Origin of the sequence: Marichromatium sp. PS1 (assembly GCF_041155115.1) — a bacterium.
Classification (GTDB): Bacteria; Pseudomonadota; Gammaproteobacteria; order Chromatiales; family Chromatiaceae; genus Marichromatium; species Marichromatium gracile.
On sequence record NZ_BAAFHB010000002.1, the window covers coordinates 1,116,397 to 1,139,450 of the forward strand.

Annotated in this window: 22 protein-coding genes; 13 read left to right on the forward strand and 9 right to left on the reverse strand. The window is 69.2% G+C overall.

The genetic code is table 11. The features are described 5' to 3' along the window. Positions 1-94: 94 nt before the first annotated feature. From ACAM26_RS06380 to murJ, 4 genes are all read right to left on the reverse strand, one after another. Positions 95-502, reverse strand: a complete 408-nt coding sequence (locus ACAM26_RS06380) for a DUF2177 family protein (protein WP_123140087.1) — start codon at positions 500-502, stop codon at positions 95-97. A 67-nt stretch (positions 503-569) separates the two neighbouring features. Beyond that, a complete protein-coding gene (locus tag ACAM26_RS06385) occupies positions 570-1,457 on the reverse strand; it encodes an alpha/beta fold hydrolase (protein ID WP_123140088.1) in 888 nt (295 codons plus the stop codon). 55 nt (positions 1,458-1,512) lie between these two features. Continuing rightward, positions 1,513-2,457, reverse strand: a complete 945-nt coding sequence (ribF, locus tag ACAM26_RS06390) for a bifunctional riboflavin kinase/FAD synthetase (RefSeq protein ID WP_369613305.1) — start codon at positions 2,455-2,457, stop codon at positions 1,513-1,515. A 439-nt stretch (positions 2,458-2,896) separates the two neighbouring features. After that, complete coding sequence (gene murJ / locus ACAM26_RS06395) at positions 2,897-4,438, reverse strand: murein biosynthesis integral membrane protein MurJ (RefSeq protein ID WP_369613306.1); 1,542 nt, start codon at positions 4,436-4,438, stop codon at positions 2,897-2,899. A 150-nt stretch (positions 4,439-4,588) separates the two neighbouring features. On the opposite strand from murJ, the gene rpsT reads away from it, so the two are divergent. Next, complete coding sequence (gene rpsT, locus ACAM26_RS06400) at positions 4,589-4,852, forward strand: 30S ribosomal protein S20 (RefSeq protein WP_123140091.1); 264 nt, start codon at positions 4,589-4,591, stop codon at positions 4,850-4,852. 121 nt (positions 4,853-4,973) lie between these two features. Here rpsT and lgt read toward each other — a convergent pair whose 3' ends face one another. After that, a complete protein-coding gene (gene lgt / locus ACAM26_RS06405) occupies positions 4,974-5,810 on the reverse strand; it encodes a prolipoprotein diacylglyceryl transferase (protein ID WP_369613307.1) in 837 nt (278 codons plus the stop codon). A gap of 42 nt (positions 5,811-5,852) precedes the next feature. Then, positions 5,853-6,410 (reverse strand): Smr/MutS family protein, encoded by a 558-nt coding sequence (locus ACAM26_RS06410; RefSeq protein ID WP_132229179.1) that lies wholly within the window; start codon positions 6,408-6,410, stop codon positions 5,853-5,855. A gap of 248 nt (positions 6,411-6,658) precedes the next feature. On the opposite strand from ACAM26_RS06410, the gene surE reads away from it, so the two are divergent. From surE to ccoS, 12 genes are all read left to right on the forward strand, one after another. Next, positions 6,659-7,411, forward strand: coding sequence for a 5'/3'-nucleotidase SurE (gene surE, locus ACAM26_RS06415; protein WP_123140094.1), 753 nt, complete (start codon positions 6,659-6,661; stop codon positions 7,409-7,411). Between the two features lie 89 nt (positions 7,412-7,500). Continuing rightward, positions 7,501-8,340 (forward strand): peptidoglycan DD-metalloendopeptidase family protein, encoded by an 840-nt coding sequence (locus ACAM26_RS06420; RefSeq protein WP_369613308.1) that lies wholly within the window; start codon positions 7,501-7,503, stop codon positions 8,338-8,340. Between the two features lie 20 nt (positions 8,341-8,360). Then, the gene (gene rpoS / locus ACAM26_RS06425; RefSeq protein ID WP_123140096.1) at positions 8,361-9,410 is read left to right on the forward strand and encodes an RNA polymerase sigma factor RpoS; all 1,050 of its coding nucleotides are present in this window, start codon (positions 8,361-8,363) and stop codon (positions 9,408-9,410) included. A 356-nt stretch (positions 9,411-9,766) separates the two neighbouring features. Beyond that, entirely contained in the window at positions 9,767-10,438 is a 672-nt protein-coding gene (locus ACAM26_RS06430; RefSeq protein WP_369613309.1) for a tetratricopeptide repeat protein, read from the forward strand. A 408-nt stretch (positions 10,439-10,846) separates the two neighbouring features. Beyond that, on the forward strand, positions 10,847-12,280 hold the full coding sequence (ccoN, locus tag ACAM26_RS06435) for a cytochrome-c oxidase, cbb3-type subunit I (RefSeq protein WP_005222653.1): 1,434 nt from the start codon (positions 10,847-10,849) through the stop codon (positions 12,278-12,280). Positions 12,281-12,294: 14 nt separating this feature from the next. Continuing rightward, positions 12,295-13,041 carry a cytochrome-c oxidase, cbb3-type subunit II gene (ccoO, locus tag ACAM26_RS06440; protein ID WP_123140099.1) on the forward strand — a complete coding sequence of 249 codons (747 nt, stop codon included), beginning with the start codon at positions 12,295-12,297 and terminating at the stop codon, positions 13,039-13,041. After that, positions 13,034-13,252 carry a CcoQ/FixQ family Cbb3-type cytochrome c oxidase assembly chaperone gene (locus ACAM26_RS06445; RefSeq protein ID WP_123142218.1) on the forward strand — a complete coding sequence of 73 codons (219 nt, stop codon included), beginning with the start codon at positions 13,034-13,036 and terminating at the stop codon, positions 13,250-13,252. Before ccoO ends, ACAM26_RS06445 begins: the two co-directional genes overlap by 8 nt. After that, positions 13,239-14,153 (forward strand): cytochrome-c oxidase, cbb3-type subunit III, encoded by a 915-nt coding sequence (gene ccoP, locus ACAM26_RS06450; RefSeq protein WP_123140101.1) that lies wholly within the window; start codon positions 13,239-13,241, stop codon positions 14,151-14,153. The genes ACAM26_RS06445 and ccoP overlap by 14 nt, the downstream gene beginning before the upstream one ends. Before the next feature lie 134 nt (positions 14,154-14,287). After that, positions 14,288-15,706 carry a cytochrome c oxidase accessory protein CcoG gene (gene ccoG / locus ACAM26_RS06455; protein ID WP_369613310.1) on the forward strand — a complete coding sequence of 473 codons (1,419 nt, stop codon included), beginning with the start codon at positions 14,288-14,290 and terminating at the stop codon, positions 15,704-15,706. A gap of 39 nt (positions 15,707-15,745) precedes the next feature. Beyond that, complete coding sequence (locus ACAM26_RS06460; protein WP_123140102.1) at positions 15,746-16,264, forward strand: FixH family protein; 519 nt, start codon at positions 15,746-15,748, stop codon at positions 16,262-16,264. Positions 16,265-16,274: 10 nt separating this feature from the next. Beyond that, positions 16,275-18,782: a heavy metal translocating P-type ATPase gene (locus tag ACAM26_RS06465; RefSeq protein WP_369613311.1), complete on the forward strand. Its 2,508-nt coding sequence runs from the start codon at positions 16,275-16,277 to the stop codon at positions 18,780-18,782. Between the two features lie 17 nt (positions 18,783-18,799). After that, positions 18,800-19,021: a cbb3-type cytochrome oxidase assembly protein CcoS gene (ccoS, locus tag ACAM26_RS06470; protein ID WP_123140104.1), complete on the forward strand. Its 222-nt coding sequence runs from the start codon at positions 18,800-18,802 to the stop codon at positions 19,019-19,021. On the opposite strand, the gene amt is transcribed toward ccoS, so the two are convergent. The 3 genes from amt to ACAM26_RS06485 form a co-directional block, all read right to left on the reverse strand. Beyond that, positions 19,011-21,269 (reverse strand): ammonium transporter, encoded by a 2,259-nt coding sequence (gene amt, locus ACAM26_RS06475; protein WP_369613312.1) that lies wholly within the window; start codon positions 21,267-21,269, stop codon positions 19,011-19,013. The genes ccoS and amt overlap by 11 nt on opposite strands. Before the next feature lie 235 nt (positions 21,270-21,504). After that, a complete protein-coding gene (locus ACAM26_RS06480; protein WP_369613313.1) occupies positions 21,505-22,431 on the reverse strand; it encodes a GIDE domain-containing protein in 927 nt (308 codons plus the stop codon). Between the two features lie 10 nt (positions 22,432-22,441). Continuing rightward, entirely contained in the window at positions 22,442-23,011 is a 570-nt protein-coding gene (locus tag ACAM26_RS06485; protein ID WP_123142212.1) for a LemA family protein, read from the reverse strand. Positions 23,012-23,054 lie beyond the last annotated feature (43 nt).

The window sequence follows — 23,054 nt, forward strand, 5'->3', positions numbered from 1 at the left end:
TCGTACGTCAATAAGAATGATTCGCAGCATATTCCTCCGGCTGCTTTATTGCAAATCGTTCTCAATGACGGGGTTCGGACGGTCTCCGCGCCGATCAGCCGAGCAGCCGGGCGAGATAGAAGCCGGCGGCGCCGACCAGGGTGCACAGCACCACGCCCCACAGGGTGTCGACCAGCACCAGGCGTAGCGGCCAATCGGGCAGCGTGGCCATGTTGGTCAGCTCGTAGGTGATGTAGGTGAAGAAGCCGAAGCCGGCGGCCAGCAACAGGGTCCTGTCGAGCGAGCCCGCCTCCACGCCGGGGAGGATCGCCATCACCAGGATGCCGGCGACATAGATGAGATAGAAGGCGATGGCCGCCGGCCAGCGGGTGGTGTCGGCGAGCAGGTGAGCGAGCTGGGCGCGGTAGAAGCCGCGCGCGATCACCCCCAGCCACAGCAGGTCGATGGCCATGAAGACCGTGAAGGTGAGCAGATAGAGCTTGACGACGAACCACGGACCCATGACGCGCTCCCGGGGTGATGATGGGCCTTCGTCGATGCCGGGAGGCAGCCCCCGGCCTCGGCCTCGATCAGTGTTCCGGCAGTGTCTGCAGGAAGTCGGTGAGGGTCGCGACGAAGGCCTGTGGCGACTCCTCGTGTGGCAGGTGGCCGCTGTCGGCGATGACTTCAAGCCGGGCGCCGGGGATGGCCGCGGCGATGCGCTCGCTCTCGGCGACCTTGACCGTCTGGTCGTGGGCGCCGGTGACCACGAGCGTGGGCGGCGTGACCCCGGCGAGTCGGGGTTCGAGCCCGAGCTTGCGGGTGGCGAGGAACAGCTCCCAGAAGGCGCGCGGCCAGGGGCCCTGCATCATGTCGGCGCGGAAGGCGGCGAGCACCTCGGGGTCGAGCCGCTCGGGGCGGTACCAGAAGGCGCGGATCGCCTTGTCGTAGAGCCGTGCGATCAGCCGGCCCATCAGCCAGGAGAAGAAGGGCGTGAGGGCGCGCATCAGCGGCTTGACGAAGCCGGGGATCTCGCTGGTGGCGTAACCGCTGAGGATCATCGCGTCGACCAGCGCCAGCGCCTCGACCCGCTCGGGGTGTTCGAGCGCGGTCATCAGCGCCAGGGTGCCGCCGGTGGAGTTGCCCACCAGCACCGCGCGCTCGAAGCCGAGCGCCGGGATCAGCGCAGCGATCAGCGCGCTCTGGTCGTGGGCACTGTAGCCGGGTTGGCCGTCGGCGCCGGGCAGCGGTTTGGAGCTGGCGCCGAAGGCGGGGCGGTCGAAGGCGACCACGGTGTAGCCGGCCTCGGCCAGCGGCGCCATCACCGCGCGCCAGGAGCGCAGGCTGAGGAAGCTGCCGTGCAGCAGCAACAGCAGCCGGGGGCCGTCGCCGAGACGGCGGTAGTGGAGACGGAAGCCGTTGCAGTCGATGAACCGGGCGGTGTCGGCGGCCGGGTCGGTGGGGGCGATTGGATCCATGACGATGATGCTCTCGCTCTCGGGGTTGTGGGCGGCGCCGTGGCCGCTCGGGGGGTCAGGGGGCGGGCGCCGGGGCGCGGTCGAGATAGGCGCGCGCGGCGTCCGCGTCGAGCTGGATCTGGTGCTTGAGCGCCTCGAAGGAGGCGAAGCGCTGCTCGTCGCGCAGCTTGAGACAGAACTCGACCTCGACCTGACGCCCGTAGATGTCGGCGGCGAAGTCGAACAGATGGACCTCGAGCTGATGGGCGCGCCCGTCGACCGTGGGGCGGGTGCCGATGTTGGCGACCCCGGGGCGGGGCGCGGGGCCGAGTCCGTGCATCCGCACCGCGTAGACGCCGTGCAGCGGGCTGACCCGGCGGTGCAGGTCGATGTTGGCGGTGGGGAAGCCGATGGTGCGTCCGCGCTTGTCGCCGTGACCGACCCGTCCGGCGATGCGATAGGGCCGCCCGAGCAGGTGCTCGGCCTGCTCGAGATCGCCGCGGGCGAGCGCCTCGCGTACCCGGGTGCTGCTGATGCGCTCCTCGGCGTGGGTCACGGTATGGAGGTTCTCCAGGCTGAAGCCGTGTGCCGCGCCCATGCGCCGGAGCAGCGCGAAGTCGCCCGCGCGACCGTGACCGAAGCGGAAGTCGTCGCCGACGAGCAGGTGATTGACCCCCAGCCCCTCGATCAGCAGCTCGTGCACGAAGCGCTCGGCCGGCATCGCCGCGAGCCTGGGGCCGAAGCCGAGCACCATCACCCGCTCGATGCCGCAGTGGGCGATCGCCGCGAGCTTCTCGCGCAGCCGGGTGAGCCGCGCCGGCGCGGTCTCCGGCGCGAAGCACTCGAGCGGCTGCGGCTCGAAGGTGATCACGGTCGCCGGCAGCCCGAGCGCGCGCCCCTGTTCGAGCAGACGCTGGAAGATGCTGCGGTGTCCGAGGTGGACGCCGTCGAAGTTGCCGATGGTGGCGACACAGCCCCGGTCGCCGGGACGCAGGTTGTGAAGACCGCGGATAAGCCTCATGGCAGCAGTGCAGGGAACAATGGGCAAAGGTGCTGAGTATACGCGTCGTGGGGCGACGATGGGGCGTGAGAGGCTCTCGCCAGTCGCCAGTCGCCAGTCGCCAGTCGCCAGTCGCCAGTCGCCAGTCGCCAGTCGCCAGTCGCCAGTCGCCAGTCGCCAGTCGCCAGTCGCCAGCCGCCAGCCGCCAGCGAGGGATCGAACCACAAAGGCGCCAAGGACGCCAAGGGGGTGAGACGTAGGCTGGGATGAGTGACCAAGCGAAGACCGCGCGCATCGGCATCCGGCCTGTCGGTTATAGCCGCCAGCGATCAGCCCCCAGCCCCCAGCCCCCAGCCCCCAGCCGCCGGAGGGGAAGGGTGACCGCCATGATCATCGATTGATCCTTCCTCTCCCTTCGCGTGCTTTGCGGCTTTGCGGTTCAATCCGCTGGCCGCTGGTGTCAGCGCCGTCGCTCGGGGGCGGCGAGGTGGCGCGGACGCACGCCGGCGAGGAGGACGAGGGCGGCGTAGAGGGTGGCGCTGGCGAGGATGGCGCCGCCGAGGTGCCAGGCCCGGTCCCAGGGGGCGAGCGCGCCCCAGTCGAGTGTGCCGAGCGCCCAGAGCAACATCCCGGCCATCGCCAGGCTGGCGCCGAGCACCGCGGCGCCGAGCGCGGGCCAGCCCGGGCGCGGGCGGTAACTGCCGTCGCGTCTCAGCGCGCGCAGCAGCAGCAGGGCGTTGAGCAGGGCCGCTAGGGTGGTGGCCAGCGCCAGTCCGGCGTGTCCGAGCGGCCCCATCAGCGCGAGGTCGAGCACCAGGTTGATCCCGAGGGCGATCAACGCGATCCGCACCGGGGTGCGGGTGTCGTGACGGGCATAGCAGCCGGGGGCGAGCACCTTGATCGCGATGAAGGCGAGCAGGCCGAGTGCATAGGCGCTCAGCGCCCTGGCGGCGTGGGTGACATCGGTGTCGCCGAAGGCGCCGGACTGGAACAGGGTGGCGATCAGCCCCTCGGCGAGCACCGCGAGCCCCACCGCCGCCGGCAGTCCGAGCAGCAGCGTCCAGCGCAGTCCCCAGTCGAGGGTGGCGGAGAAGCGTCGTGCGCTTGCCGCGCCGCTGCCACGGGTGAGTCGGGGCAGGATGACCACCCCGAGCGCGGCGGCGAGCAGCCCGAGCGGGAACTCCATCAGCCGTTCGGCGTAATAGAGCCAGGAGATGCTGCCCGGGGTGAGGAAGGAGGCGAGCAGGGTGTCGAGCAGCAGGCTGAGCTGGACCACCGAGACGCCGAGCAGCGCCGGTCCCAGGCGGCGCAGGATGCGCCGCACCACCGGCGAGTCGAGGGCGAGGCGCGGGCGTGGCAGCAGGCCGAGCCGGGCGAGCGCCGGGAGCTGCAGCGCGAGCTGTGCGGTGCCGCCGAGCAAGACCCCCCAGGCCAGCGCGAGCACCGGACGCTCGAGTCGGGGGGCGAGCAACAGCGCCGCGCCGATCAGCGCCAGGTTGAGCAGCACCGGGGTGAAGGCGGGTACGGCGAAGCGCTCGTGACAGTTGAGCACCGCACCGGCCAGCGCGGTGAGGCTGATCAGCAGCACATAGGGCAGGGTCAGGCGCAGCAGCTCGGCGGCGAGGGCGAGCTGGTCGGTGTCCGCGCCGAAGCCGGGGGCGAAGAGCAGGATCAACAGCGGCGCGACGAGGGTACCGAGCGCGGTGAAGAGCACCAGCAGCAGCCCCAGGGTGCCGGCGAGTTCGTCGACGAGTCGTGTCAGGCCGGCGCGCCCGCCGTGGCGACGGCGTTCCTCCAGTGCCGGTACCAGGGCTGCGGCGAAGGCGCCCTCGGCGAACAGCCGGCGGAGGAAGTTGGGGATCTTGAAGGCGACGAAGAAGGCATCGGTGGTGGCGTCGGCGCCGAAGGCACGGGCGATCACCAGATCGCGGACGAAGCCGAGGATGCGCGAGAGCAGGGTGTTGCCGCCGACCACGAGTGCTGAACCGGAGAGCGATGACACCTGGCGGGACTCCTCGTGAAATCGCACATTATAATGGCGTAAGAAGCATTTAGCGCATCAAGGTCCTTGACAATGGACAGAGATGGCGGAAGAATGCTCGGTCTTTATCCGCTCTTAAGATCAATTCGCCGGATTTCCAGGAGACCCCCGTTGGCCAACTCAGCACAAGCCCGCAAGCGCGCCCGTCAGGCCGAAACCCGCCGCCAGAGCAACATGGCGCAGCGCAGCACGTTGCGCACCTTCGTCAAGAAGGTGATCAAGGCCATCAAGGCGGGCGACAAGGAAGCAGCCGTCCAGGCCTTCCAAGACGCCGCTCCCCGTATCGATCGTGCCGCCCGCAAGGGTCTGATCCACGCCAACAAGGCCGCTCGTCACAAGAGCCGCCTGAACGCACACATCAAGGCGATGGGCTGATCCGTCGAAGCAACCGCTTCCGGCACCGAAAAAACCGGCCACTGGCCGGTTTTTTTGTGTCCGCGTCCCGGCGCTCCGGCGCCCGCTCCGGGCGCGCAGTCCGGACCTCGGGCGTACCCCATCAGGCCCGCTCGCCGGTCGGGCGCCGATAGGCAAGCGCCAGCAGCAAGGCCCCGGCGAGGATCATCGGCAGGGTGAGCAGCTGGCCCATGGTCAACCAGCCGAAGGCGAGATAGCCGAGATGGGCGTCTGGCAGGCGCACGAACTCGACACTGAAGCGCGCCGCCCCGTAGCCGACCAGGAACAGCCCGGAGACGGCCATGGTCGGGCGCGGCCGGCTGGAGAACAGCCACAGCACGACGAACAGCACCAGCCCCTCGAGCAGCGCCTCGTAGAGTTGCGAGGCGTGCACCGCCGGGCTCAACAGCGTGGTGGCCGGCTGGTCGAGACACTGGCGGGGAAACTGCTCGCAGGGCAGCTGAACCCCCCAGGGCAGATTGGTGCGGTGTCCCCAGAGTTCGCCGTTGATGAAGTTGCCGATCCGCCCGGCGAGCAGACCCAGCGGCACCAGCGGGGCGAGGAAGTCGGTGGCCTGGAAGAAGGTCAGGCCCTGGCGGCGCGCGAACAGCGCGGTGGCGATCAGCACCCCGAGCAGCCCGCCGTGGAAGGACATGCCGCCCTCCCAGACCCGGAGCAGGGCCAGCGGGTCGGCGGCTACCTGGTCGAGCCCGTAGAACAGCATGTAGCCGAGCCGCCCGCCGAGGATCACTCCGATCACCCCGTAGAAGATCAGGTCGTCGACCATGACCCCGCTCCAGCCGCTGCCGGGACGGGCGGCACGCCAGCGTCCCAGCCCCCAGGCGGCGGCGAAGCCGAGCAGGTACATCAGGCCGTACCAGTGGATCTGGAGCGGGCCGAGGGCGAGGGCGACGGGATCGATGTCGGGGTAGGTCAGCATGAGGGCGATGGTCTCACTCGGGGATGGCGGTTGGATGAATGCTCAGCGGCGCTGCTGACGGCGCGACTTGTCGGGGTTGCGCAGCAGCACGTAGAGCGCGCCGGTACCGCCGTCGCGTCGCGTCGCCGAGCAGAAGGCGAGGACCTGATCGTAGAGCCGCAGCCAGTAGTTGAGCTTCTGCTTGAGCACCGGCTGGTTGCCCGATGAACGGTAGCCCTTGCCGTGGATGATGCGCGCGCAACGGATCCGGCGATGTCCGCACTCGGCGAGGAAGTCGCCGAGCAGCGCCTTGGCGTAGGTGGCGTTGAGGCCGTGCAGGTCGACCTCGAGCCCGACCTCGATGGCGCCGCGCTGCAGCTCGCCGAGCACCCTGCGCTGGATTCCGGGGCGCGAGAACAGCAGGTACTCCGGGGTCTCGAGATTGACCTCGGAGAGTCCCGCGATGGGTTCCGGATCATCGAGCTCGGGTTCGCGCGGGCGCGGCACGGGCGGCGGTCGGCGCCGCTCGCTCGGTGGTGGCGTCTCGATCTCCAGCCGGGTGACCTCGCCGACCGTTTGCAGGAACAGCTCCACATCGGCTTGCTCGATCTGTCTCTTCATGCGGGGGTCCGGGCTGTGGGTTGTCCTGGGCATTGAATGAGGATGGCCGTGGCCAGGCGCGGGGCAGTATATCAGGGGCACGCGCCGGGGCACGGGTGTCGGCGCCGCGCCTTTTGCGTATGATCTGCGCTCATCCTGCCGCTCTGTCACCCGGTCCCTGTCCGCGTCTCCGGGGGCGTCGGCGCCGACGCTGGCGTGCCCCGTCAGCCTGTCCGCATCCATCTCAGTAATCGACAGACAACCAACGCATGAAGATCCTGGTCAGCAACGACGATGGTTATCAGTCACCCGGACTGGTGGCATTGGCCGAGGGGCTGCGCGCGCTCGGCACCGTGCACGTGGTGGCGCCCGAACGCGATCGCAGCGGCGCCAGCAATTCGCTGACGCTCGACGTCCCGCTGCGCGTCAGGCGCCGGCCCAACGGCTACATGAGTGTCGACGGCACGCCGACCGACTGCGTGCATCTGGCGCTCACCGGGCTGCCCGAGATCGAGCCCGATATCGTGGTTGCCGGGATCAATCACGGCCCCAACCTGGGTGACGACGTGATCTACTCCGGCACCGTCGCCGCCGCGACCGAGGGACGCTTCCTCGGGCTGCCGGCGATCGCGGTGTCGAGCGCGGTGCATGCGCCGCGTCATCTCGACAGCGCCGCGCGGGTCGCCGTCGAGCTGGTGTCGCGACTGCGCGAGCGGCCGCTCGAACCGAACCTGATCCTCAACGTCAATGTGCCGGATCTGCCCTATGAGTCGCTCGCCGGCTTTCGCGCGACGCGTCTGGGGCAGCGTCACAAGGCCGAGCCGGTGGTCGCCGCGCAGGATCCGCGCGGACGGACCATCTACTGGGTGGGGCCGGCCGGCCCGGAGCAGGACGCGGGCGTCGGCACCGATTTCCATGCCGTGCGCAATGGCTTCGTCTCGATCACGCCGCTGCAGGTCGACCTGACCCGACACAGTGCGCTCGAGACCCTTGATCGATGGCTGGACGGCGAACGCCGTTGAGCGTCTGTCGCCCCACCCCTTGTCTATCGCGCGTCGACACCCATTGAAGGATGACTGGAGGCGACACTGTGGTGACTTGTCCCCGAGGAATGGCCCCCGACCGTACCCCGAGCAGGCGCTCCGGGATCGGGTGGCTGGTGCTGCTGGCGCTGGTCTCGGCGCTCGGGCTCGGTGGTTGCGGCTCGACCGGGCCGGCGCCGGTCTATGACTGGGACTGGCAGGGTCCGGTTCCCGACGGCTTCTATCTGGTGCGCCCCGGCGACACCCTCGGCGAGATCGCCGCGCGACGCGGCCAGCGGCTGCGCGCCCTGGCCGAGTGGAACCGACTCGAGGCGCCTTACACCATCTATGCCGGGACCCTGTTGCGGATCGACCCCCCGACCGGTGCACGGGCCCGTTCCGGTCCTCCGGCACGCGCCGTGACGCAGCACGCCGGCGCTGACAAGGCGACGACACCGCCCCGTCGGCCGTCGTCGTCCAGGCCGGTGGTTGCGCGCGTCGACACCAGCCCGGCGGGCGCGCCGGGGAGTCGTCGGGCCGCTTCCGGGGTGGACTGGGAGTGGCCGATCGACGGTCCCGTGGTGCAGGACTTCCGCAACGCCGACCGCACCCGCCAGGGGATCCGCATCGGTGGTCGCGTGGGTCTGCAGGTGCGTGCCGCGGCACCCGGCAAGGTGGTCTACAGCGGTAGTGGACTCAAGGGATACGGCAACCTTATCATCGTCAAGCACAGCGAGAAGTATCTGAGCGCGTACGGATTCAACCGCAAGCTGTTCGTCAAGGAAGGGGCGCAGGTCAAGCGCGGCCAGCCCCTGGCCGAGATCGGACAGTCCCCGGATGGCGCCTATCTGTTGCATTTCGAGATTCGCCGCCACGGCACGGCTGTCGATCCGGTACTCTACTTGCCCGTGCGTAAACAACCCCGTTGATTCAACGGAGGGAGAGGTGGATGCCAACCGCCAAAGGTCGACAGGCCCACGACAACCCCAACGCGACCGAGGACGATGTCCCGGTCTCGGGCTATGAGCGTGACGACGAGGATGGTCAGGAAGAGGGTCGCGACTCTGACACTGTCGATCAGAGCGACGCTGAAAACGATGGTGACAGCGACGGGGCGGGCGAACGGGCGCGCAGTGCGACGACCGCCCGCCTGCCATCGAGTGACGCCGACTTCGACGCCACCCGGCTCTATCTGAACGAGATCGGCGGCTCAAAGCTGCTCACCGCCGAGGAAGAGGTGCACTACGCGCGCCTGGCGCAGGCCGGAGACAATGCCGCGCGTCAGCGGATGATCGTGAGCAACCTGCGGCTGGTGGTGAAGATCGCCCGGCGCTATCTCAATCGCGGTCTGCCGCTGCTCGACCTCATCGAGGAGGGCAACCTCGGGTTGATCCGCGCGGTCGAGAAGTTCGACCCCGAGCGTGGCTTTCGCTTCTCGACCTACGCGACCTGGTGGATCCGTCAGACCATCGAGCGGGCGATCATGAATCAAACCCGCACCGTGCGCCTGCCGATTCATGTGGTCAAGGAGATCAACGTCTATCTCAAGGCCGCACGCCAGCTCGCCCAGCAGCTCGATCACGAGCCGACCACCGAGGACATCGCCGAGCTGCTCGATCGTCCGATCACCGAGGTCAAGCGCATGCTCGGGCTCAACGAGCGCATCGCCTCGGTCGATACCCCCTTCAGCAAGGATGCCGACAAACCGCTCGTCGACATGCTCCAGGACGAGGGCGCCGACGACCCCACCGAACGCATCCAGGACACCGATATCCAGACCAATCTGGAGCACTGGCTGGGCAAGCTCAACGACAAGCAGCGCGAGGTCGTCGAGCGCCGTTTCGGGCTGCACGGCTATGAGCACTCGACCCTGGAGAGCGTCGCCCAGGAGCTCGGTGTGACCCGCGAGCGGGTGCGTCAGATCCAGATGGACGCGTTGCGCCGGCTGCGTGACATCCTCGAGAAGGAAGGGTTCTCGGTCGACGCGTTTTTCAAATAGTGTTCCTCGTGCATTGAGCACTTTTCGTGACGGTTGCGACATGCCCTGCGTCTTGTCGCATGCCTTTGTGTTTGCTGCACCGATGTGGAATATTGGGCCTTGGCGCTGCGTGGCCACTGCGTGAACGGACGATCTTCGTTGTCGCCGCGTCGTTGATTCGTGTTGCTCCCGCTCCAGTTTCTCCCGGTGTCGTCGTCATGGAACAGTGTCCGCAGTGTGGAAGCTACAACACCCGCAAGTCGCGCTTGCAGTCCGGTGGGCGGAGGGCACGCCCCTGGTTTCGATCCTGGTTTCGCTGCTGTGACTGTGGTGCGCGCTTCCTGAGTACCGACTACCTGCTCATCCAGCAGTGGGCGATGGCTGGCATCGCCCTGGCGGTGATCGGGGGCGCGGGGGTGTGGGCGGCGCTGCGCCAGCCCGATGGCGGCGCGGTCGAACGTGAGCGCCCCGCGTCGGAGGACCCGGTGCTGGCCGTCCTGGCGCCCGAGCCCTATGGTTTTTCGCTTCCCTACGCCAATCCCGAACTGCTGGCAGCGGCCGAGTCCGGCGATGCCGAGGCGCAGTACCAGCTGGGGTTGGCGATCGTGCAGCGGCACTGGGAGCGTGGCGAGCAGCGTCGTCTCGGCGAGGCCGCCGAGTGGGTCGCCAAGGCCGCCGAACAGGGGCACGTGCGCGCCCAGTTGGTGATGGGCGGACTCTACGAGAAGGGACGCGGGGTGATCCAGGACTACGAGTTGGCGCTCGCCTGGTATCGGCGCGCCGCCGCCCAGGGTAATCCCCAGGCGATGGCGCGACTGGGGCGGATGCTGCGTACCGGTCGTGGTGTCGAGAAGAACCTGGTCGAGGCCTATGTCTGGCTGAATCTCGCCTCGGCGCGCGGCGATCCCCATGCCGAGATCGATCGTGACCGGCTGCGCCGCATGCTCTCGACCGAGGAGGTCAATCGCGCCCAGGATCGTTCGCGCCATATCGATCGCGACCTGCCACACCCCACCGGCCCCGTCCAGCCACTGCCGCTCGGCTTCTAGTCCTCGGCGCCATCGCTTGCGCCCTTGCCGACGAGCGGTGCTCCCCGATCCGTCGCGCCGCCCTTGTGCGCATGCCGGGATGGACGCAACTTCTCCGTGTGTGATGTCCCGCTCCCGCCCGGTTCGCGGCGGCAGTCTTGCAACCGCGCTCGCCGCTGCCAGCGCTTGGAGGACGGCGGTGGGAATTACCTGAGCGTTTTGGTTGACTTTGGGGCGCGGATCCAGTGTTATTTGCCCGGCGGTGTCGGGGCCGACGGCAGCGGATGGATCGGTTTCGAGTCGACCGTCGGGGCGTGATCGGTGGCATCGCCGGGACGCCCGAGCAGGGTGGTGCGCGTTCGCACCTCGGGAGTCGTCACGGATGCGGCGCTTCCCGGCTCATCCATCGTCGTGTCCAGAGGAGCCGTTATGGATGCCAATCTGGAGCAGAAATACGACCTCGACGTCGTACGCTGGTTCACGGTCATGGCCGTGGTCTATCTGGTCGTCGGCGCCGCGGTCGGGGTCTACATCGCCTCCGAGCTCGCCTGGCCGGCGCTGAACTTCGACTCCCCCTATCTCTCTTTCGGGCGGCTGCGCCCGCTCCACACCAACGCCGTCATCTTCGCCTTCGGCGGCTGTACCCTGATGGCCACCGCCTTCTACACCGTGCAGCGCACCTGCGGGGTGCGGTTGTGGAGTCCGCGGCTGGCGCGCTTCACCTTCTGGGGCTGGAACCTGGTGATCCTGTTGGCGGTGATCACCCTGCCGCTGGGGCTGACCCAGTCGAAGGAGTATGCCGAGCTGGAGTGGCCGATCGACATCCTCATCGCGGTGGTGTGGCTGGCCTTCACCATCAACTTCATCATGACCATCGCCCGGCGCAAGACCTCGCACATCTATGTGTCGAACTGGTTCTTCCTCGGCATGATGGTGATGATCGTCTATCTCCACGTGGTCAACAGCCTCGCCATCCCGGTCGGGCTGTTCAAGTCCTACTCCATCTTCTCCGGGGTGCAGGATGCGATGATCCAGTGGTGGTGGGGGCACAACGCCGTCGGTTTCTATCTCACCGCCGGCTTCCTCGGCATCATGTATTACTTCGTGCCCAAGCAGGCCGGTCGGCCGGTCTACTCCTATCGCCTCTCGGTGATCCACTTCTGGTCGCTGATGTTCGGCTACGTCTGGCTCGGCGCCCATCATCTGCAGTACACCGCGCTGCCCGACTGGACCGGCTCGCTCGGTGCGGCGGTCTCGATCGCCATGATCATCCCCTCCTGGGGCGGGGCGGTGAACGGCATGATGACCCTCTCCGGGGCCTGGGACCGGTTGCGCACCGACTATGTGCTGCGCTTCCTGATCATCGCCCTGGCCTTCTACGCGATGTCGACCTTCGAGGGACCGGTGATGTCGCTGAAGACCGTCAACGCCCTCTCGCACTACACCGACTGGACCATCGGTCACGTCCACTCCGGGGCGCTCGGCTGGGTCGCCGGTATCTCCATCGGCGCCATCTACCACCTGATGACCCGGCTCTATCACACCGAGATGTACTCGATACGGCTGATCAACCTGCACTTCTGGACCGCCACCATCGGCACCGTGATCTATATCGTCGCGATGTGGGTCTCGGGGATCATGCAGGGGCTGATGTGGCGCGCCTATGACGAGTACGGGACCCTCGCCTACACCTTCGTCGAGTCGGTCGACGCCATGCATCCCTATTACGCGATGCGCGCCACCGGCGGCATGATCTTCCTGTTCGGCGCCGTGATCATGCTGTTCAACGTGCTGATGACCGTGCGCAAGTCGCTCGCCGAGGGCAATCTCGATCGTGCCCGCGCGCTGCCGGCGCCGGCCTGAACCGGAGTTGTCCCATGAGCAGGCAGAAGACCAAGCCGAAGAGCTTCCAGGAGTGGATGGAAGTCAATATCTGGGGGCTGCTGATCGTGCTCGCCCTGGTGCTGTCGGTCGGCGGGCTGGTGGAGATCGTGCCGCTGTTCTACATGAAGAACACCATGGAGCACGCGCGTTTCCCCGAGATCGTCTGGGCCAAGGCCGGCGAGGCCCCGATCGTCACCGTCGATGCCGACGGGCGCGAGCAGTGGAACTGGACCGCGGGCGAGGGGGTGCGACCCTACACCCCGCTGGAGCTGGTCGGGCGTGATATCTACCAGCGCGAGGGCTGCTACACCTGTCACTCGCAGATGGTGCGCCCCTTCCGCGACGAGAAGGAGCGCTACGGCCACTACTCGCTCGCCTCCGAGTCGATGTTCGACCACCCCTTCCAGTGGGGCTCCAAGCGCACCGGGCCGGACCTGGCGCGGGTCGGCGGCAAGTACTCCGACGCCTGGCACCGCCAGCACCTGCGCGACCCGCGTGCGGTGGTGCCCGAGTCGGTGATGCCCGGCTATCCCTGGCTCGATACCCGCTACCCCAGCGGCTGGCGGATCCAGTGGCACATGCGCGGGCTGCGCTCGCTCGGCGTGCCCTACACCGAGGCCGACATCGAGGCCGCCCCGGCGCTGCTCGAGGGCAAGACCGAGATGGACGCCCTGGTGGCCTATCTGCAGGTGCTCGGCACCATGGTCGCACTCGACGAGGCCAAGACCTACCGTGAATAGCCTCAGCGATTACTTCCACACCGACTGGCAGGCGATGACGGTCAACGACTGGATCGGCACCATCCTCACCGTGGTGGTCTTCGTGCTGATGGTGGTGGCCTACTTCCTGGTCTTCCGCCCGAAGAACCGCGACCGTCTCGAGTCCATGAAGCACATCCCCTTCGATGACGACGACGACGAAGGCACGGGAGCGCGCGATGGCCGACCATAACCCCTTCCCCGGCGAGAACAACACCGGTCATATCTGGGACAGCGACCTGCGCGAGCTGCAGAACCCGCCGCCGCGCTGGTGGATGATCGGCTTCTGGACCTCGATCCTGTGGGTGATCGGCTACACCATCCTCTACCCGAGCTGGCCGGTGGGCGAGGAGCCCACCCCCGGCATCCTCGGCTGGACCCAGATCGAGGAGTACGAGCGGGGGGTGGCGCAGATCGAGGCGCGGCGCGCCGAGTTCGAGTCACGCATCGGCGCGCTCGGGGTCGAGGAGATCCTCGCCGACCCCGGGCTCACCCAGTACACCCTGGCCTCGGCCAAGGTGCTGTTCGGCGACAACTGCGCCGCCTGTCACGGCAGCGGCGGTCAGGGCAACCCCGGCTATCCGGTGCTCGCCGACGACGACTGGCTCTATGGCGGCAGCACCGCCAAGCTCACCGAGACCATCACCCAGGGGCGCAAGGGCAACATGCTGGCGCATCAGGACATCCTCAGCGCCGAGGAGGTCGACACCCTGGCGCGCTGGACGGTCGAGATGAGTCAGGGCGAGCCGGGCAGCGAGGCCGGTTGGCAGCTGTTCTCGACCAAGGGCTGCAGCGGCTGTCACGGACCGACGGCCAACGGCGTGCTCGCCGAGCTGCCCGGCGGCGAGGTGATCACCGTCGGCGCGGCCGATCTCACCGACCGCATCTGGCGCTTCGAGCCCGGCGGCTACGAGAGCGCGCGTCATACCATCCTCTACGGCGTCAACCAGTCCGGGGTGGAGCAGACCCGCGAGGCGGTGATGCCCGCCTTCGGCCCGACCGCGCGGGTCGAGGACGTCGAGATCCGCCGTCTCGATCCCCAGGAGATCAAGAAGCTGGTGGTCTACGTGCGCCTGCTCGGCGGTGGTCTCTGAGACGCCGGTGCTTGGTCACGGGGTGCCGCGCCCCAATGCTCTGACCGGTACGCTGCCCCTGACCGCCGAGTCGTGGGGCATCAATCGGGGCGGTCGTGCCCCGTCGCAGCGGGGTCTCGCCCCGAGGGATGTCGATGAGTAGCCGAGATCGCGCCACCGAGGTCGAGGGTCTGTACGCCGAGGCCGCGCAGTGGCATGTCAACGCCGGCGGCGAGACCATCCACGCCAAGCGGCTGGCGGGTCGCTGGCGCACCTTCAAGTGGCTCACCGCCTCGGTCTGGCTGGTGTTCTTCCTCGGACCCTATGTGCGCTGGGACGGTCGTCAGGCGGTGCTCTTCGACATCCCCAACCGTCAGTACCACCTGTTCGGCGCCACCGTGCTGCCGCAGGACTTCTGGATGCTCTCGCTGCTGCTGCTGTTCTTCGCCATCCTGCTGGCGGTGGTGACGGCGGTGGTGGGGCGCGCCTGGTGCGGGTACTTCTGCTTCCAGACGGTGTGGACCGATGTCTTCACCTGGATCGAGGAACGCCTCGAGGGACCGCCGGCGGCGCGCCGTCGGCTCGACCAGGCGCCGTTCGTCACCAGGCTGCGGGCGCGCCTGCCCAAGCACCTGCTGTGGCTGGTGATCGGCTGGTTCACCGGCTTCAGCTTCGTCGCCTGGTTCGTCGACGCGCCAACGCTGTGGCGGACCTTCTTCACCGGCGAGGCCGGGGTTGCGGCCTATGTCACCGTGGCCCTGTTCACCGCCGGTACCTATGTGCTCGCCGGCTTCCTGCGCGAGCAGGTCTGCTTCTGGCTCTGTCCCTATGCGCGCATCCAGGGTGTGATGCTCGATCCCACCACCCTGGTGCCGGCCTATGACACCGGGCGTGGCGAGCCGCGCGGACGGTTGCGGCGGGGCGGCGAGGCCGCCGCCGGGCAGGGCGACTGCATCGACTGCAACCAGTGCGTCGCGGTCTGTCCCACCGGGGTCGACATCCGCCAGGGGCAGCAGGAGGGCTGCATCACCTGCGCGCTGTGCATCGACGCCTGCGATCAGGTGATGGACAAGGTCGGTAAGGCGCGCGGACTGATCCGCTACGCCTCGCTCGACGAACTCGAGGGACGACCGACCCGGCCCCTGGCACTGCGCCCGCGGGTCTGGCTCTATGGCGGCATCCTCACCCTGGCGCTCGCCGGGATCGTCTACGGTCTGGCCTCGCTCGCCGCGCTCGATCTCAAGGTGCTGCACGAGCGCGCGCCGCTGTTCGTGCGTCTGAGCGACGGTTCGATCCAGAACCGCTATACCCTCAAACTGCTCAACAAGACCCCGGACCCGCTCGCCGTCGAGATCCGGGTGAGCGGACCGCCCGGGCTCGAGGTGAGCGGGCTGGAGCGGCCGATCCAGGCCGCCGCCGGGGTGGTGACCCCGGCGCTGGTGTTCGTGCGGGTGCCGGAGTCGGCGCTCGCCGCCGAGCAGCAGCCGGTGGTCTTCCATGCCGAGGCGCGCCGTCGCGACGGCCAGCGGCTCGACACCGCGCGCGAGAGCGTGTTCATCGCCCCCGCGCCCTGAGTTGCCGTGCCCGTCCCGACGGGTGCGGAGGAGGTCAAGATGCCGATACAGTCGGGCGCCGTCCATCCGGCGCAACCCCTTCCGGCCTGGCGCAGCCCCTGGGTGATCGCCTGGGTCGGGCTGATCGTGGTGGTGTTGCTGGTCAACCTGCTGATGGTCTATCTCGCCGTCGCCACCAACCCCGGTCTGGTCAACGCCGACTACTACGAGCGCGGTCAGGACTACGAGCGCACCCTGGTCTCGCGTCGCGCGCGCGATCCGGGTTGGGTGATGCAGGCCGACATCCCGCCGCTGCAGCCGGGGCGCGTCGAGGCGATCCGGCTGTTCCTGGTCGATCGCGCCGGCCAGCCGGTCGAGGCCGACGCCGTCACCCTCCACGCCTATCGCCCGGCCGACGCCGCGCGCGACTTCAGCGTACCGATGCGCCGCGAGGGCGCGGGGCGCTATGTCGCCGAGGTCGCCTTCCCGCTGCCCGGGGTCTGGGACACCCTGATCGCCGTGGGTCACGGCGAGGACGAGTACAGCCTCGACCAGCGTCTCGAGGTCGGCACGCGCTGACGCCTGGGCGATGGACGCGATCATCGAGGAGCATGCGCCGACGACCGGGGAGACGCCCGCGCGCTGCCATCACTGCGGTCTGCCGATCGGGCCCGGCGGTGGCGAGCGGGCACGGATCGCCGGGGTCGAGCGCCGCTTCTGTTGCAGCGGTTGCAAGGGGGTGTGCGAGGCGATCCACGCCGCCGGGCTCGAGGGCTTCTATCGCCGTACCGGCGCCGACGAGCTGCTGGCGCCGCCGCCCGAGCCGCCGCGCGACCTCGAGCACTACGATCTCGACGCGGTGCAGCAGGCCTTCACCGACACCAGCGCGCGCTGCCGCGACATCCAGCTCCAGGTCGAGGGCATCCACTGCGCCGCCTGCGTGTGGCTGATCGAGAACGGTCTGCAGTCGCTGCCCGGGGTCGAGGAGGCGCGGGTCAACCTCACCGGACGGCGGCTGCGACTGCGCTGGGACAGCGAGCGGCTGCGCCTGTCGCGGGTGCTCGCGCGGCTCGCCGCGCTCGGCTATGCCGCCGTCCCCTTCGACCCGGAGGCCGCCGAGGGTGCGCTGGCGCGTGAGAACCGCGACCTGCTGTTCCGTCTCGCCTGGGCCGGGTTCGCGATGATGAACCTGCTGTGGATCTCGATCGCGCTCTACAGCGGCGCCGATCAGGGCGAGTTCCGCGGGCTCTTCCACTGGCTCGGGTTCGCCCTGGCCACCCCGACCCTGCTCTATTCGGGCGCACCCTTCTTCCGTGGCGCCTGGGCCGGGCTGCGCCACGCCCGACTGGGCATGGACCTGCCGATCGCCATCGGGGTCAGCGTCACCTACGGCTATTCGCTCGCCGTCACCCTGGGGTTGGGCGACCAAGGTCACGTCTACTGGGACACCGTGGTCAACTTCCTCTTCGTGATCCTGCTCGGGCGTTATCTCGAGGCGCTCTCGCGACGACGCGCGGTGGCCTCGACCCAACGTCTGTTCGACCTCCAGCCCCGGGTGGCGACGGTGCTCGACGCGCACGGCGAGCCGTGCCTGGTTGCGGTGCGCGCGATCACCCCGGGGATGACGGTGCTGGTGCGTCCCGGCGAGCGCATCGCCGTCGACGGCGAGGTCATCGCCGGCGAGAGCGGCGTCGATGAATCGATGCTCAGCGGCGAGTCGCGCCCGGTCGCCAAGGGGCCGGGCGCGACGGTCGCCGCCGGTACCCTCAACGGCGCCGGCGCGTTGCGGTTGCGCGTCGGCGGGGTGCTCGCCGAGACCGCGCTGGGGCGGATCATCGCCCTGGTCGAGTCGGCGCAGAGTTCGCGCGCACCGATCCAGCGTCTCGCCGACCGGGTGGTGCCCTGGTTCGTCGCCGCCACCCTGGGGCTGGCGCTCGTCACCTTCATGATCTGGGTGCGTCACGACCTCGAGTCGGCGCTGATGGCGGCGACCGCGGTGCTGATCGTCACCTGTCCCTGCGCCTTCGGGCTGGCCACGCCGATGGCCGTGGCGGTGGCCTCGGGGCGGGGGGCGGCGCGCGGCATCCTGATCAAGCACGGCGCGGTGCTCGAACGGCTCTCGGCGATCCGTCATCTGGTCTTCGATAAGACCGGCACCCTCACCGAGGGCCGGGCGCGGGTGGTGGCGTTGCGTGCCCCCGATGAGGACTGGCGCGCACCCGAGACCGGGCTGACCGAGGCGCAGCGCGCGGCCCTGGCCGCGCTCGGCGCGCTCGAGCAGCACTCCGAGCACCCGCTGGCGCGCGCCGTGGTCGCCTGTTGCGCGGCGCTCGGCGTGGCGCACGGCGGGCTGCCGGTCACGGGGTTCGTCGCGCTGCCCGGTCGCGGGGTACGGGGGCGGGTGGCAGGGCGGGAGGTGCTCGCCGGCAGCGCCGAGTGGCTGGCCGGGGCGGGTGTGGCGCTGCCCGAGGACGAGCCCGGCGAGGTCTGTTGCGCGATCGACGGCGAACTGGTGCTGGCGCTGCGTATCGAGGACCGGCTGCGCGCCGATGCCGTGCAGGCGTTGGCGCGGTTACGCGCCGCGGGGCTGCGCCTGACCCTGCTCAGCGGCGATCGCGCAGCGCGCGCGCGCGCCGTGGCCGAGCGTCTCGGCGGCATGGCGACCATCGCCGAGGTGTTGCCCGAGGACAAGGCGCGGGTGGTCGAGCGGCTGCGCGCCGAGGGTGCGGCGGTGGCCATGGTCGGCGATGGCGTCAACGACGCCCCGGCGCTGGTGGCCGCCGATGTCGGCATCGCCATGGGCAGCGGCACCGATGTCTCGATCGAGTGCGCCGACATCGTGCTGATGGCGGGCGAACTCGAACGCGTGGCGGAGGCCGTGGTGCTGGCGCGGCGCACCCTGCGCGCGATCCGCCAGAACATCGCCATCTCGATGACCTACAACCTGATCATGGTGCCGCTGGCGATGGCCGGTATCATCACCCCGCTGATCGCCGCGGTGTCGATGCCGCTCAGCTCGCTGGCGGTGATCGCCAACTCTGCGCGTATCCGCCCCGGTCTCGACGACTCACCGGGACCGGCGCGCGCACCTCGCTGATTCGCGGAGACCGACCGATGGACGTCATCTATGCACTGATCCCGGGCATGCTGGTGCTCGGCCTGGCCGCGGTCGCGGTGCTGTTCTGGGCCGCGCGCAACGGCCAGTTCGACGACCTCGACGGCGACGGGCGGCGCATCCTCATGGACGAGGACGAGATCGACCCGCGCCGCCTCCCCGACGCCGACCCCGACGAGGAGTCGTCGGGGTCGGCGTCGGAGGATAGGCTTAGGTACTGAAGCCGGCGACCTGGGTGTTGAGGGTGCCGACCTGGGTGCGCAGCCCGGTGGCGCTCTCGGCGATCAGCGCGCTGCCCTGACTGCTCTCCTCGGAGACGTCGTGGATCGCGCGGATGCGGGTGTCGACCTGCTCGGAGAGCGCGTGCTGCTGCTCGACCGCCTCGACGATCTCGCGGTTGACCGCGCTGATCTCGGCCACCGACTCGACGATCTCACCGAGCGCCTGCATCGTCGCCGCGGCCTGCTCGGCGCTCTGGTTGGCCTCGGTCATGCCGCGTCTGAGCGTTTCGGCGGTGCGCTGGCTCTCGCTCTGCAACTGCTCGATACGCTCGCGGATGTCGTCGGTGGCCAGCCGGGTCTTGGTGGCGAGCTGACGGATCTCGCCCGAGACCACGGCGAAGCCACGCCCGTGCTCGCCGGCGCGCGCCGCCTCGATTGCGGCGTTGAGCGCGAGCAGATTGGTCTGATCGGCGATCTCGCGGATCAGGTCGACCACCTCGCCGATCGACTGGCTCTGCGCCGAGAGCGATCCGGCCTGCTCCGAGGCGCCGTCGAGCTGGCCGGCGAGCTGGCTGACCAGGGTGTTGAGCCGGCCGATCTGGCCGCTGCCGTGCTCCACCCGTTGCTCGGCGCTGTGTCCCGAGGCCAGCCCGCGCTGGGCGCTCGCCAGGGTGTGTCCGGCGTGGCCGAGCATCTGCTCGACGAAGCGTCGCGCCTCCTCGGCGTCCTGGCGCTGACGCCGCGCGCCGTCGCGGGTCTGGTGGGCGAGGGCGGCGAGCTGGTCGCTGTCGAGCTGGACCCGACCGGCGACCTCGGTCATCACCCGGATGCTTTCCTGGAAGCGATCGAGCATGCGGTTGAAGGCGAGCGCCGTCTCGCCGGCCTCGGTGGCGTTCTCCACCGGCGCGCGCAACCGCAGGTCGCCGCTCTCGACGATCTGTTGCATGGTGCGCATGGTGTCGAGCCAGACCGTGCGGGCACCGTGCTCGACCACGTTGAGCCCCTCGTCCTCCTCCTCCGGGCTGACCCGCAGGTCGTGGAACAGCCGCAGCCCGAGGAACACCACCAGGCCGCTGCCGAAGGCCCAGACGAACACCGCCGCCACCCCGATCAGCTGCACCCCGAGCTGACTGAGGTGGCCGCCGGTGGCGAGCTGGTCGGCGGGGGCGAAGAGGGCGAGCGCCAGCGTCCCCCAGACCCCGCCGAAGCCGTGCGCGGCGATCGCCCCGACCGGGTCGTCGAGCCGCGCGAGATGGAGCAGCGCCGATTCGATGCCATAGACCAGCAGACCGCCGATCGCACCGATCCACAGCGCGTTGCCCGGCTCGACGAAGGCGCAGCCGGCGGTGATCGAGACCAGCCCGGCGAGGGTGCCGTTGAGCACCCGCTCGACCGGGACCTGCCCCTGATTGAGGGTGAGCGCGAGCAGCAGGCTGGCGAGGCCGCCGGCGCACGCCGAGAGCACGGTGTTGAGGATGATCTTGGGCACCGAGGCATCGGCGGCGAGCGCGCTGCCGCCGTTGAAGCCGAACCAGCCGAACCAGAGGATGAAGATGCCGAGCGTGGCCAGCAGCAGGTTGTGACCGGGGATGGGCTGCGGCTCGCCCTGCACGTCGAAGCGCCCGCGGCGGGGGCCGAGCACGATCACCCCGGCGAGCGCCACCCAGCCGCCGACCGAGTGCACCACGGTGGAGCCGGCGAAGTCCATGAAGCCCATTGCCTCGAGCCAGCCGGGGGTGGTGTCGGCGAAGGCGCTGCCCCAGGCCCAGTGTCCCGAGACCGGATAGATCAGCAGGCTGATCATCGCCGAGATGATCAGATAGGCGTTGAACTTCATCCGCTCGGCCACGGCGCCGGCGACGATGGTCGCGGCGGTGCCGACGAAGGTCGCCTGGAAGAGGAAGAAGGCATAGTCGCCGGGCGCGTCGAGCAACGAGCCGTTGAAGCCGTGCAGCCCGATCCAGCCGTTCTGGCTGGTGCCGAACATCAGCGCGAAGCCGATCAGCCAGAACAGGATCACCGCGACCAGGAAGTCGCTGATGTTCTTGATCGCGACGTTGTAGCTGTTCTTGGCGCGCACCAGGCCGGACTCGAGCGCGGTGAACCCGGCCTGCATCAGGAACACCAGTCCGGCGGCGATCAGTACCCAGATGAGATCGAGTCGTGCACCGACATCGAGCGCTTCTGGTGGTGCGGCGAACACATTGGGGCAGAAGGCAAGGGAAAGAATAATAAGGGCTTTGTGCATGTCCGGGTCCGATCCTTGATGAGTGACTGATCGATATTGGTGCATGTCGATCGGGCGTCACCTCGATGCCCCTTTTTAAAGCATGGGATATGCCAATCTGGTGTTTGTCCTGCCCTTATCAGGGCAAGATGCTGTCGTTGCCGGTGAGGTCAAGTCGGGGTTGATGGACGGCGGACGAGTGGTCTGGTGTGCGGCGAGGGGCCATGTGGTGTGGCGGGAGGAGCGGGTGCAGCCCTCAGGCGCCGAGCCGCAGCGCCGGGGCCAGGGCGCTGCCGAGCGCGAGCAGGCCGGTGAGGATGGCGCCGGCGGCGGTGCGCCATTGCAGTTGGTCGATCAGGGTGGCCTCGTCGCCGCTGGCGATCAGTGGGCGCAGTCGGGGGTCGGGGCCGCGTCCCACGCGTGGTCGCGGCGGGGTCGCGGCGAGCTGGCGCTCGGCGTGCTCGGCAAGCTGTGCAGCCTTGGTGCGCGCCCGCTCCCACTCATCGAGATCGATCTCGCCGTCGCCGTTGCGATCGAGCGCACGCATCCGCTCGGGATCGCGTTTCCAGCGGTTGAGCAGCGCGCGGGTGAGGCGATCGCGCGCCTCGGGGCCGCGTCGCGGGGTCTCGAGATGACCGAGGATATAGAGCAGGTCGTGGTGCTCGATGCGCTCCTCGTGCATCCGCCAGCGCCGCGCGCCGCCGAACAGTTGCTGCCAGGCGCTCGGCGCGGTGCCGGGGGGCGCGCCGCGGTGTGGGCCATACCAGACCCGCGCGCGATGACAGCGTATCTGGGCGCCGCGTGGGTCGACCAGACACTGCCCGCTGCCGTCGTCGATCAGGAAGGGGGCCTCGGAGCTGTCCGCCTCGACCTTGACCCAGCGCTGCTGCCGGCCGCTGTCGCGGCGCTCCTCGATACGGTAGCGATACCACAGACAGGGGGCGCCGGTGAGCGGTGCCAGCAGGGGCGCCTGGTGGGGCGCGGCCAGTCCCTGCAGCTCGACCTGTCCCTGGGCGGCGGAGCGGATCCGTGCCGTCGGGGTGTCGGTGACCCGGCGCAGGTCGTGGTAGCGGCCGAGGGTCCAGCGCAGCGCGAACAGCGCCGCGGCGGTGACGATCGTCCAGCCGATCCAGAACTGCTCGGCCGGGGGCTGCGCCAGGGCATCGGCGAGCGTCTCGAGCATGGTCGCCGGCTCAGCCGAACAGGGCGTCGAGATCGACGTCGGCGCGCGCCTCGCTGAACTCGAGGAGGCTCGCCGGGGTGAAGCCGAGCCGGCGCGCGATCAGCAGATCGGGGAACTGCGCGAGCCGGACGTTGAGCAGATTGACGCTCTCGTTGTAGAGCTCGCGACGGTCGGCGATGGTGTCCTCGAGCTGGCTGATCCGCGCCCCGAGGTCGCGGAAGGCGCGGTCGGCCTGCAGCTCGGGGTAGGACTCGGCGATCGCCAGCAGCTGACCGAGTCCGGCGCGCAGCGCGGTCTCGGCGGTGCCGAGCTGGCGCAGGTCGCCGCGCTCGCGGGCGGCGAACACCGCCCCGCGCGCCTCGACCACGCGCTGCAGGGTCTCCTGTTCATAGCGCATGTACTGACGACAGACGCTGACCAGCTTGGGCAGCTCATCGTGACGCTGCTTGAGCACGACATCGATGTTCGACCAGTTCTTGGCCACCTGATGCTTGAGCCGCACCAGGGCGTTGTAGACGGCGATCGCGTAGATGGCGAGCAGCGCCAGGGCGACCAGCAGGATGACAAGCGTCAGGCTCATGGCTGTGACCTCGTGTGGTGTCCGTCAGGCCGTGTGCATCCGC

What these genes read in the sequence shown, in the direction of transcription:
- ACAM26_RS06380 (WP_123140087.1), bottom strand. Translation starts at nt 502, where the DNA reads ATGGGTCCGTGGTTCGTCGTCAAGCTCTATCTGCTCACCTTCACGGTC.
- ACAM26_RS06385 (WP_123140088.1), bottom strand. Translation starts at nt 1,457, where the DNA reads ATGGATCCAATCGCCCCCACCGACCCGGCCGCCGACACCGCCCGGTTC.
- ribF (WP_369613305.1), bottom strand. Translation starts at nt 2,457, where the DNA reads ATGAGGCTTATCCGCGGTCTTCACAACCTGCGTCCCGGCGACCGGGGC.
- lgt (WP_369613307.1), bottom strand. Translation starts at nt 5,810, where the DNA reads ATGCTGACCTACCCCGACATCGATCCCGTCGCCCTCGCCCTCGGCCCG.
- ACAM26_RS06410 (WP_132229179.1), bottom strand. Translation starts at nt 6,410, where the DNA reads ATGAAGAGACAGATCGAGCAAGCCGATGTGGAGCTGTTCCTGCAAACG.
- surE (WP_123140094.1), top strand. Translation starts at nt 6,659, where the DNA reads ATGAAGATCCTGGTCAGCAACGACGATGGTTATCAGTCACCCGGACTG.
- ACAM26_RS06420 (WP_369613308.1), top strand. Translation starts at nt 7,501, where the DNA reads ATGGCCCCCGACCGTACCCCGAGCAGGCGCTCCGGGATCGGGTGGCTG.
- rpoS (WP_123140096.1), top strand. Translation starts at nt 8,361, where the DNA reads ATGCCAACCGCCAAAGGTCGACAGGCCCACGACAACCCCAACGCGACC.
- ACAM26_RS06430 (WP_369613309.1), top strand. Translation starts at nt 9,767, where the DNA reads ATGGCTGGCATCGCCCTGGCGGTGATCGGGGGCGCGGGGGTGTGGGCG.
- ccoN (WP_005222653.1), top strand. Translation starts at nt 10,847, where the DNA reads ATGGATGCCAATCTGGAGCAGAAATACGACCTCGACGTCGTACGCTGG.
- ccoO (WP_123140099.1), top strand. Translation starts at nt 12,295, where the DNA reads ATGAGCAGGCAGAAGACCAAGCCGAAGAGCTTCCAGGAGTGGATGGAA.
- ccoP (WP_123140101.1), top strand. Translation starts at nt 13,239, where the DNA reads ATGGCCGACCATAACCCCTTCCCCGGCGAGAACAACACCGGTCATATC.
- ccoG (WP_369613310.1), top strand. Translation starts at nt 14,288, where the DNA reads ATGAGTAGCCGAGATCGCGCCACCGAGGTCGAGGGTCTGTACGCCGAG.
- ACAM26_RS06460 (WP_123140102.1), top strand. Translation starts at nt 15,746, where the DNA reads ATGCCGATACAGTCGGGCGCCGTCCATCCGGCGCAACCCCTTCCGGCC.
- ACAM26_RS06465 (WP_369613311.1), top strand. Translation starts at nt 16,275, where the DNA reads ATGGACGCGATCATCGAGGAGCATGCGCCGACGACCGGGGAGACGCCC.
- ccoS (WP_123140104.1), top strand. Translation starts at nt 18,800, where the DNA reads ATGGACGTCATCTATGCACTGATCCCGGGCATGCTGGTGCTCGGCCTG.
- amt (WP_369613312.1), bottom strand. Translation starts at nt 21,269, where the DNA reads ATGCACAAAGCCCTTATTATTCTTTCCCTTGCCTTCTGCCCCAATGTG.
- ACAM26_RS06480 (WP_369613313.1), bottom strand. Translation starts at nt 22,431, where the DNA reads ATGCTCGAGACGCTCGCCGATGCCCTGGCGCAGCCCCCGGCCGAGCAG.
- ACAM26_RS06485 (WP_123142212.1), bottom strand. Translation starts at nt 23,011, where the DNA reads ATGAGCCTGACGCTTGTCATCCTGCTGGTCGCCCTGGCGCTGCTCGCC.